This window comes from Staphylococcus sp. GDY8P47P (genome assembly GCF_016892225.1).
Classification (GTDB): Bacteria; Bacillota; Bacilli; order Staphylococcales; family Staphylococcaceae; genus Staphylococcus; species Staphylococcus borealis.
Window position 1 is genome coordinate 62443 of sequence record NZ_JAFENV010000034.1, and the last position, 9509, is coordinate 71951.

Consider the following 9509-nt stretch of genomic DNA (forward strand, 5'->3'; position numbering starts at 1 on the left):
TTTAAGGGAAATGTACTACTAAATCTTGCTCTTTATCAAACGTTAAAATACTTAAGCATAAATTACGAATGATTCCTCGTTTAATATTAATCAGCATCATGTCATAGGTTTCTAGCGCTACTTTATGATACTCGAAAATCGCATTACGTTGACCATTTTGTCGGTTATTGACACTCGCTTTAAGTTGTTGCAGTTGATCAACTTGACTGATCCATTCAGCATCGATTGCTTTTAATATCGCTTTTTGTTGAAAACGTAATTTAAAATAATCATTACCTGCAATTTCCATATTATATTTTAGTTGCTTGTTGAATTGTTGTATTAAATAATCGATGGTTTGGTCACGGGTTTGGATATGTTGGCTAATTGATGTGTCATGGAAACTAAAACTCAATTGCTCATATATATAACGCACAATGTCATCTTCTGTATCAATTCCCCTTGTTCTCAAATCATAGTCAAAGACATCACGCGCTAATGTATCATAGTCAAATCCACTAAAGTCAGATGTTTCAAGGATACGATTGCGTTCTTCATACACACGATCACGTTGAATACCAATACTTTTTTCAAATTCATTCGCCATCTCACGTGCCATCATTGCAGTTTCTTCAGATACACGTTGTGCTTTCGTAACGATGCCCCTCACTTTATTTCTGAAAAAGGGACTATTTTGTAATTTCACTGAATCAATGTTTCTTAGTTTCTCATTTTCAGCTAACTTCGACTTACTCCATCGTTTAACAATATAGTCATCTAATGACACATATATCTGTGAAACGCCTGGATCACCTTGGCGACCTGAGCGTCCACGTAATTGTCTATCAACTCTACTATTCTCCATATGTTCATTGATAATCACAGCTAAACCGCCGAGTTCATGTACGCCGTCACCAAGTTTAATATCTGTACCTCGTCCTGCCATACTCGTTGATACTGTAACAGCACCAAGTTGTCCTGCCTCAGCAATCATTTGTGCCTCTTTGGCAACATTTTGTGCAATCAATAGATTATTAGGAATATTTTGTTTAAACAATTGTGCTGAGAAATATTCAGCCGCTTCTGCAGTTCTTGTAATTAAGAGTACCGGCTGTTTAGTAGCATGAATATTGACTATATTTTCAAGTATCGCCTTATTCTTATCTTCGGATTTCGCATAGACACGATCTTCTTTATCATTACGTATAATCGGATTGTTTGTTGGAATTTCTACCACTAATTTAGAATACAAATCGAAGAATTCCTTTTCACCTAACTTGCCCGTTCCCGTCATTCCTGAAAATTGATGAAATAACTTAAATAAATTTTGGAACGTAATTGTCGCCATGACACTTAAATCTTGTGATAAATCTACAGATTCTTTCGCTTCAATAGCTTGATGTAGACCAGATTGTAGTTTCGTACCTGGCAACATTCGTCCTGTAATACGGTCAATCAGTACAACTTCACCATTGTATATAAAGTAATCCAAATTATCTTTAAATAAATATTTCGCACGTAATGATAAATTGATGATACGTACTAAATCAAAATGTTGTGGTAGATAGATATTATTCACTTTAAAATAATGATTCGCTACATCAATACCTTTATCTGTAAGCCACACTTCTTTTTTGTTTAATTTTACTTTGAAGTGCTTATCCTCGATTAACGTTTCTACAAACATTTTTACAATGTGAAATAAATTTGATTGGACACGTGGCGCACCAGAAATGACTAGCGGTGTTTGTGCAGCATCCAATATAATAGAATCTACTTCATCAATAATCGCAAAGTTTAATTCAGGTAAATATTTAGCGTTAATATGATCTGCTAGATTATCAAATAAATAATCAAATCCTAAACGGCCATTCGTAGTATAAATAATGTCATGATGATATAATGCTTGCTTTTCATTATCGGCATAGTCATAGTCAGGACTATCAACAAATCCAAGTGACGCTGTTAAACCTAACCATTCATACAACGGTCTCATTTCTTGAAAGTCACGATTAGCTAAATAATCATTCGTGGTAATTAGAAACGCACTTTTACCAGTGAGCGCGTTTAAATAGAGTGGCATAGTTGCTGTTAATGTCTTACCTTCTCCAGTTTGCATTTCTGCAATATTACCTTGATGCATAACAATCGCACCCATCACTTGAACATCTTTCGGATACATACCTAACACACGTTTCGATGCTTCACGAATCGTTGCGTACGCTTCAGGTAACAATTTATTTAAAGTCGTTTCATTATTAGCCAAACGTTGTTTAAACTCATCCGTCTTAGCTTGTAATGCTTCATCTGAAGATCGACGCATTTGTTCACTTAATCGATTGACTGCTGTCAATTGCTTCTGTAACCGTTGCAAACGCATTGAATTAATCACGTTACTTACACGACTAGTCATTTTGACCACCTCTCATATCGCTTCTTACGCCAAATATGACCCGATTTAATACGTCTAAATTCACTTTACTATCTACAATCTCATGCGCTACAGTATCCGCTTTATCGATTTCTTGAATTTTAATATTTTTGAAAAAGAGATGCGACAAACCAGCATTAATTAATTCAATTTTATAAGCATAAGCTTCATCAGGAAATTGAAATGTAGTATCACTGTGTTTAATAATTAAGTACGAATGTTCAGTATCATTTTTACGATAAAATGTCATCTTAATATAGGCACTTCCTTGTGGCTGCGCATCAAAGTTCAACAATACATTATAGTGATACCCCTTTTTCAAAATAGGAAGTGAGGGCACAGTCTTATGTTCGCTAAATGTGGTTAACATATGCCAATCATGTATCACAGTTCCTGACGGCATTAACGGATTATTAAATTCTGTCCCCTCATCTTGAAAGCGCAGTTTCGTCCCATACATAAACGTTCCCGTATTAATATGACGCCACAATAATGTGTAACTATTTAATACTGACATTGCTATCTCTCCCGAATTGATCTTTTAGAATAATGTTATAAAAATTGACAAACCAGCTAGTAATGGTAGGTGAATCATCATTATGTCGTCCTGGTACACCACGGCTCATCATATGTGCACCTTGTTTTTCCAATACTTGTGATACATTTTGGAAGGCTTTGGCGTCGTAATCATCATTGTGCATGTATGCAATAGCAAAGATTGTATGCGATAAATGACTCGCTTTTAATTTGTCCCAAAATCGTGTATCCAAGCGTTGAATGTTTGGCATTGCGTTATCTCTTTCATTCGCTAGTAAAACATCATTCGCTGTTCCAAATTCATTAGGCCGTAACAATTTCATATTATCTGCTATCGTTCCAATATTTAACAATGGTTTCCCTACTACAACTGCAGCTGGTTCTAATTGAGCTGCATAGTATAAGGCCCCAAATGACCCCATCGATAGTCCTGATAGTATGAGCTCATCATGTTTAAAACCTAGAAAGTCTAAGGCATGGCGTATTACGTCGATGACCCCTTGTTCAAATGTTTCGGATCCAAGGTAAAATGAACCACCTTCAAGTCGAGGATCTCCAATTAAAATAAATGGCGCGTCCATCTTATTCATCATAAAATAACCTTCAAATCCTTCAGCAGGTCGATAACCACTAAAATACACATTGAGCGGTGGTTTCATATCACCTGGATTGAAATAATGAATAAACTCATCTCGTTTCTCATCAGCAAAACGTTGTCCACCCATAATAAATTGTCCCATTTCTAATCGTGACCAACGTTTATGAATCGCACCAATACGTAACTTACCTTTACCTTTTGCTTTAAGCGATACACTTATATTGGCTTGTTCTGACCACATTGGCATTTGAATAGGTTGTGTTAAATCGTGCTGTAGATAACGTAAGGTCACATCTGGAAAGTTTGCGGACCATACTGGGGTTAGTCTAAAGGTATATTCAATTTCGACATCCCCATCAATCACATACTCCGGCCAAATTTCATTAACGATGTTCTTATCATTAACTAAATTTTGCGTCCACGTAACTAAAGGTTTAAAAGCGTCACCAAAGTCTCCTTCTAGAACGAGATATTTATTTCCTTCATATTCATACGTTCCTTGAAAATTTGGATTAACCATCGTTTTAATTGGTGATATCCTATCACCATATTGCCCAGGAAATGTCACAGCTAACAATTTATGATGTAGCTCTTCCTCAGTTTGATAATTAAGTTTCTTTACAAATTTGTGTTGGATTAATGGCTCATCATCATATTTTGGAGACCACATTTGTGCATCAATGACCGTATTATGTGGTGTTGTGACGATTTGTAATAAATCCATTAACTCAGGTGAGTAAGCACTTTGTACAAATACTAAATCAAAGTTACCAAACGTTTCTATAATACTTTTCACGGCCTCGATATAACCACTATCGAATGTGAATAATGCATCATCTAGATAATCCCATTCAACACCTTTTTTACTATCAAATAATGGTTCTAAATCTTGCCCACCCACTTGTAAAATTCTAAATTTACGTGCCATGCATTTCACCTTCAATCAAACGATGTAATCGTTGAATAATCTTTTCTGAACTAAATTCATTACTCAACTTTATAGAATGCGCAAATGAATAGTTCCAATTCTTTAAATTGACTAAGAAATAATCTAAAGCTGTACTCAATTGTTGAATCTCTTCAATGACTAAACCATTTAACTTATGATCAACATAATCCGTTTCTCGCATATTTATTTGAGGTACACCCGCACTAATACTTGAAATTTGTAAATATAAATCCGGTTCTCGATTTAAATCTACAATCACTCTCAATTGTGACATTTCTTTGATTAAATCTTCTTCGAAAGGCACATAAATCAACTTAACCTTTTCCACTTCGTCTTCAACTAACTCCGTTTGTAATATATCTTGAACCTCTGGCGAGAATGACTCAGTCTCTGTATTTAATACTTTATTTAATTGTTGAATCTCATCTTTGAACCATTGTGGTATATCACTTTCAACTGAACGCGTTAATACATGTAGCATTGTTTGCTCATGTTGATTAATATATTGACTCAGTTGATCCATAACTGAGCGTAAGTCGTTATCTTTAAGTTCACCTAACCAAACACCAATATTTGTTTCATATAATTGACTACTCATATTAGGTAATATTTGTGCATCAAAGGGTGTCACACGCATTGTTTCAAAAGGTAAATAGTTAGGATTTTGAGCTATAAATTGATCTAACAATATCGTGTTCTCTTGCGTATCCACGATACAGTGATTCGCTTTACCAATCGTCTCTAATAATGCAACATTGATCATTTTATTTCTCTGCTTAAATATCGAAAAACACATATTCTCTGGTTTAAATGTATCTATCATTAAATGATTATGTCGTTCATCTGCAGCAATAATTATTTTATCGTCATCTGCTAACGTCGACATATGATATTGCTGTAATTTTTCATGGATAAGTTCATCCATATTTTTATACGCTTTCTTTTGAAAATGATCATCAAATTCTGATTGAATCGCTACCCTCTGCGTCGTAAAATTTTGAACCATCATACATTGACCGTCTACATTTAAATAATATCTATTCACAGGTACTTGCGCCTCATTGTATGTCTCAATAGCTGACACAAACCCTCTGTCATCAAATATAAATTTACGACTGAGCCTATTCTCTTCATATGCTTCGATATAGAGTAGATAGCCTTCTTGACTAAAAATAATTTTGGAAAATTGATTATCACCTGTAATAGCTATCACTTGATAAGGTGTATAGATAAATTCCGTATCCTCAGGCCAAGATAACGTTCTAAAATCAATCGCTATAGGTGTGAGATACGTCGCCCCTTGTATGTCATCAAACAGAGACCAGTAATTGATTTCATAAAGTTCATGACGATGTAAAAACAGACGCAACATAGGATTATAATTTAAGATGATTGTATTAAATGATTCATCATTTTTATGGTGCATTGACATTAAACTTACCATGTCATCAAATTCTGTCGTTTTTCTTTTTTTATAAAAGGGCTCAACAGCGCTATCCCACCAATTGTTCGAATCATACCATGCAGGTATAAACTGTTTCATAATTATCCCCTACCAATATTTATTCAAGATTTGCTTGTAACGATCAAAGTATAAATAGGTGCGAATCGTCTCACCAATATTAATACTGATATAAACTAAAATAATTAATTGCATTGAAAAGTAAATTTCTGTGGATAGATTAGGCACTAACAATGTTGAATATAATGGCACTGCTAAAATCAGAGCAACTAATATGGCGCCAGTCCAACATACCTTTCTTGCTTTACTATTTAAATATTGTTCTGTCTCACGACCCGGACGTATAGCATCAAAATAATTTCCATTCTTTAGAAATTCATTTGCTTTTTTCTTAGTGTTAATTAAGAAACGTGACAGCAAGTAACTTAGTACGATTTGTAACACAATATAAAACGTAATGCCGATTGGACTAGCAAAACTTAAAAATTCTAAACTTGCATTAGTACCAAATAATGATGCTATTAAATGAATCAAGTTATTAAGCAATACATAAACTGATAAACTGATCATAATTGAAATACTCCCAGCCGGATTCAATTTCCATGATAAATACGTCGGTGTCTTCTGCGTCGTGTTATTCATCATGTCTTTATAAGGAAGTCGATATTCCGATAACTCAATAAATAATAAAACGAGTAATGCAACGATTAATGTCACAATAACTAATATGAGTAACACGACACTTACGTTAAGTTTGAAAAAATGTTGATTGTTAAATAAAGACTTAATCAAACTCGTTAATACAATAGGCATAGGTCCACAGATACCATATGTGATGTTTTGATCAGCTAACCAAACCAATAACATTGTCCCTGTAACAAGAACTAGCATAAGTAACATGACATTTGAATCTTTAATAAAGTTATTATGAATATACGTATTGATTACAAAATAACTTTGAAATATCGCAAACACTATCGTTATAATTCTTTCCTTGTAATGCTTTTCAGAACGTGTTTGTTTCGTAGCTTGATCCAAATTTCGATAATTCAATAGCATAATGATAACTAGCGACGTTAACCAAGGACCAAGACCTAATGAGAACACATTTAACATATGAAGATCTCCACCCACATTCGAAACCGCTAATTTAAAAAATGTGTCTTTATTATCATATACATCATTCGAACCTACGATTGAAATATGACTCCCGAAAATGTAGACAACCAATATAAAACAGGTAAATACAATCCTCTTATATAAAACCTTATATTCACGATTTTTTATCATAATTCCACCTAAAATTTTAAAAATAAAGTTTTTTACATTATATCAAAGAGGCTAAAGATATTAATTAGTTTGGTTTATACATACATTATTCCAACCAATAATTATACTTTAGCCTCTTTTTTTAAGGATAGACAATCACCTTATTAACAAGTGATTATTTTACAAATCTATCTCCCTAATGAAATAGTTTATTGTTCTGATCCTTTATTCTTTTTATCTTTCTTATTTTTACGAGAATTTCTAACTAATCCTAACCCCGCTAACATTGCTGCAACTGCTGATAATAATCCAGTCGAATTAGATTCCTTACCACCTGTTTCTGGCAAGTCGTCTTTAGCATCATGTTGTTGTGCGTTGCTATGCATTTGTGAGTCATTGTTACTTTGTGATTCCGAAGTACTTAGCGACGTACGGCCTGTTTCACTTTCTGATGTTGATGTTGAATGACTTAGTGATGTGCTTGGATTTGTCGATGTGCTCGTGCTTGTTGATGTTGAGCCACTTGTTGATGTACTTGTACTTGTTGATGTGCTCGTGCTTGTTGATGTACTTGGACTTGTTGACGTGCTTGAACTTCCTGATGTTGAATCACTTGATGATGTACTTGGACTTGTTGACGTACTTGAACTTCCTGATGTTGAGCCACTTGTTGACGTACTTGCACTTGTTGACGTGCTTGAACTTCCTGATGTTGAATCACTTGATGATGTACTTGTACTTGTTGACGTACTTGAACTTCCTGATGTTGAGCCACTTGTTGACGTACTTGCACTTGTTGACGTGCTTGAACTTCCTGATGTTGAATCACTTGCTGATGCACTTGTACTTGTTGATGTGCTCGTGCTTCCTGATGCTGAGGCACTCAATGATGTGCTTGCACTTGTTGAATCACTCATGCTTGTTGATGTTGAGTCACTTGCTGATGCACTTGTACTTGTTGACGTGCTCATGCTTCCTGATGTTGACTCACTTGCTAATGCACTTGTACTTGTTGATGCGCTCATGCTTCCTGATGTTGAATCACTTGCTGATGCACTCATGCTTGTCGAAATACTTAATGATGTGCTTGTTGATTCAGAAGCAATGTATGATGGTAAATCAAATTCTGGCAATGAATGGCTTTCAGGTTTACCCATACTAAATGATATCGATGTGCTTGAATTATCTGAATTACTTGCACTTGTTGAATCACTCACACTTGTTGATGCTGATGCACTATCTGACGTACTTGCACTTGTTGAGTCACTCACACTTGTTGACGTTGATGCACTCAATGATGTGCTTGCACTTGTTGAGTCGCTCACGCTCGTTGATGTCGATGCACTAACTGATGTGCTTGCACTCGTTGAATCGCTCACACTTGTTGACGTTGACGCACTTTCTGACGTACTTGTGCTTGTTGAGCCGCTCACACTTGTTGACGTTGACGCACTTTCTGACGTACTTGTGCTTGTTGAGCCGCTCACACTTGTTGATGTTGATGCACTATCTGATGTACTTGTGCTTGTTGAGTCACTTACGCTTGTTGATGTTGACGCACTATCTGATGTGCTTGTACTTGTTGAATCACTCACGCTTGTTGATGTTGATGCACTATCTGATGTGCTTGTGCTTGTTGAATCGCTCACACTTGTTGATGTTGATGCACTATCTGATGTGCTTGTGCTTGTTGAATCGCTCACACTTGTTGATGTTGACGCACTTTCTGATGTGCTTGTGCTTAATGAGTCACTCGTGCTCGTTGATGTCGATGCACTATCTGATGTACTTGTGCTCGTTGAGTCGCTCACACTTGTTGATGTTGATGTACTATCTGACGTGCTTTCACTTGTTGAGTCACTTGCACTCGTTGATGTTGATGCACTNNATGCACTCAATGATGTGCTTGTTGAATCACTCATGCTTGTTGATGTTGACGCACTTTCTGAGGTGCTTTCACTTAATGAGTCTGAAAGACTCGCACTTTCTGAGCCACTTAATGATGTGCTCATACTTGTTGAGTCACTCACACTTGTTGACGTTGATGCACTCAATGATGTGCTTGCACTTGTTGAGTCGCTCACGCTCGTTGATGTCGATGCACTAACTGATGTGCTTGCACTCGTTGAGTCGCTCACACTTGTTGACGTTGACGCACTTTCTGACGTACTTGTGCTTGTTGAGTCGCTCACACTTGTTGATGTTGATGCACTATCTGATGTACTTGTGCTTGTTGAGTCGCTCACGCTTGTTGATGCCGATTCACTTAATGATGTGCTCATAC

Annotated in this window: 6 protein-coding genes; all 6 read right to left on the bottom strand. The window is 35.8% G+C overall.

Going from position 1 to position 9509, the window contains the following annotated elements:
• Position 1 precedes the first annotated feature (1 nt).
• The 6 genes from secA2 to JVV30_RS11955 all read right to left on the bottom strand — a co-directional run bounded on the left by secA2 (position 2) and on the right by JVV30_RS11955 (position 7611).
• The gene (gene secA2 / locus JVV30_RS11930) at positions 2–2392 is read right to left on the bottom strand and encodes an accessory Sec system translocase SecA2 (protein WP_070855334.1); all 2391 of its coding nucleotides are present in this window, start codon (positions 2390–2392) and stop codon (positions 2–4) included.
• Positions 2385–2927 (bottom strand): accessory Sec system protein Asp3, encoded by a 543-nt coding sequence (gene asp3 / locus JVV30_RS11935; protein WP_070855336.1) that lies wholly within the window; start codon positions 2925–2927, stop codon positions 2385–2387. Before asp3 ends, secA2 begins: the two co-directional genes overlap by 8 nt.
• Positions 2911–4473: an accessory Sec system protein Asp2 gene (asp2, locus tag JVV30_RS11940; protein ID WP_204194300.1), complete on the bottom strand. Its 1563-nt coding sequence runs from the start codon at positions 4471–4473 to the stop codon at positions 2911–2913. Before asp2 ends, asp3 begins: the two co-directional genes overlap by 17 nt.
• Positions 4463–6037, bottom strand: a complete 1575-nt coding sequence (gene asp1 / locus JVV30_RS11945; protein ID WP_070855340.1) for an accessory Sec system protein Asp1 — start codon at positions 6035–6037, stop codon at positions 4463–4465. Before asp1 ends, asp2 begins: the two co-directional genes overlap by 11 nt.
• Positions 6038–6046: 9 nt before the next feature.
• Positions 6047–7246, bottom strand: coding sequence for an accessory Sec system protein translocase subunit SecY2 (gene secY2, locus JVV30_RS11950; protein ID WP_204194302.1), 1200 nt, complete (start codon positions 7244–7246; stop codon positions 6047–6049).
• A gap of 188 nt (positions 7247–7434) precedes the next feature.
• Positions 7435–7611, bottom strand: coding sequence for an LPXTG cell wall anchor domain-containing protein (locus tag JVV30_RS11955; protein ID WP_204194304.1), 177 nt, complete (start codon positions 7609–7611; stop codon positions 7435–7437).
• Positions 7612–9509: the final 1898 nt, after the last annotated feature.

Coding starts and splice junctions, on each gene's coding strand:
- secA2 (WP_070855334.1), bottom strand. CDS start 2,392: ATGACTAGTCGTGTAAGTAACGTGATTAATTCAATGCGTTTGCAACGG.
- asp3 (WP_070855336.1), bottom strand. CDS start 2,927: ATGTCAGTATTAAATAGTTACACATTATTGTGGCGTCATATTAATACG.
- asp2 (WP_204194300.1), bottom strand. CDS start 4,473: ATGGCACGTAAATTTAGAATTTTACAAGTGGGTGGGCAAGATTTAGAA.
- asp1 (WP_070855340.1), bottom strand. CDS start 6,037: ATGAAACAGTTTATACCTGCATGGTATGATTCGAACAATTGGTGGGAT.
- secY2 (WP_204194302.1), bottom strand. CDS start 7,246: ATGATAAAAAATCGTGAATATAAGGTTTTATATAAGAGGATTGTATTT.
- JVV30_RS11955 (WP_204194304.1), bottom strand. CDS start 7,611: ATGCATAGCAACGCACAACAACATGATGCTAAAGACGACTTGCCAGAA.